Origin of the sequence: Micromonospora sp. S4605, assembly GCF_003176715.1 — a bacterium.
Lineage (GTDB): Bacteria > Actinomycetota > Actinomycetes > Mycobacteriales > Micromonosporaceae > Micromonospora > Micromonospora echinaurantiaca.
Map to the genome: position 1 here is coordinate 1 of NZ_QGSW01000008.1, position 953 is coordinate 953.

The 953-nt window shown below is 75.8% G+C and carries 1 protein-coding gene; it reads right to left on the reverse strand.

The window, feature by feature from the left end; translation table 11 throughout:
* A partial coding sequence (locus tag DLJ47_RS00025) for a molybdopterin-dependent oxidoreductase (RefSeq protein WP_146227980.1) occupies positions 1 to 953 on the reverse strand: 953 nt, incomplete at both ends.

Here is a 953-nt window from a genome sequence, read left to right on the forward strand (position 1 = left end):
GGCGTCGGTGGCCCGGACCTGGAGGGTGTGCTCGCCCGGGGTGGCGTTCCAGCGCCACGACCACTGCACCCAGGTGTCCGCGGAGACGGTGGCGGCCAGCTCCGCCTCCTGCCAGGGGCCCTCGTCGACCCGTACCTCCACCCGGCTGATGCCCCGGTGCTGGGCCCAGGCCACCCCGGCCACGGTGATCGGGCCGGCGCTGAGCCGGTTGCGCGCCCGGGGCCGGTCGATCCGCGACTGGGTCTTCACCGGCCCCTGCGCCGACCAGCCACGCGGCACCCAGTACGCGTCGAAGTCGGCGAAGCTGGTCAGCTCCAGCTCGGTGACCCACTTGCAGGCCGATACGTAGCCGTACAGGCCGGGCACCACCATCCGCACCGGGAAGCCGTGCTCGACCGGCAGCGGCTCGCCGTTCATCCCCACCGCCAGCAGGGCGTCCCGCCCGTCGCGCAGCACCGCCGTGGGGGTGCCGCAGGTCCAGCCGTCCACCGACCGCCCGACCACCTGGTCGGCGCCCTCCTCGGGCTCCACCTCGTCGAGCAGTTCCTTCAGCGGCACGCCCAGCCACCGGGCGTTGCCGATCAGATCGCCGCCGACCTCGTTGGACACGCAGGCCAGCGTCACGTACCGCTCGACCAGCGGCCGGGCCAACAGGTCGGCGAAGCTGAGCGTGAGCGGCCGGCGGACCCGGCCGTGGATGCGCAGCCGCCAGGTCTCCGGGTCGACCTGCGGCACCACCAGCGCGGTGTCGATCCGGTAGAAGCCGAAGTTCGGTGTGACGTAGGGGGCGAGCTGGGTCAGCGCCAGGTCGGCCCCGGCAGGCACCGGCGGCGCGGCGGAGACCGGCGCGGGCAGCCGCACCGCCGCCCGGGCCGCCGAGACGCCCCGCCGCCCGGCCAGCCACCGCCCGCCCAGACCGGCCACGGTGGCCGCGCCGAGCAGCACCCCGGTCC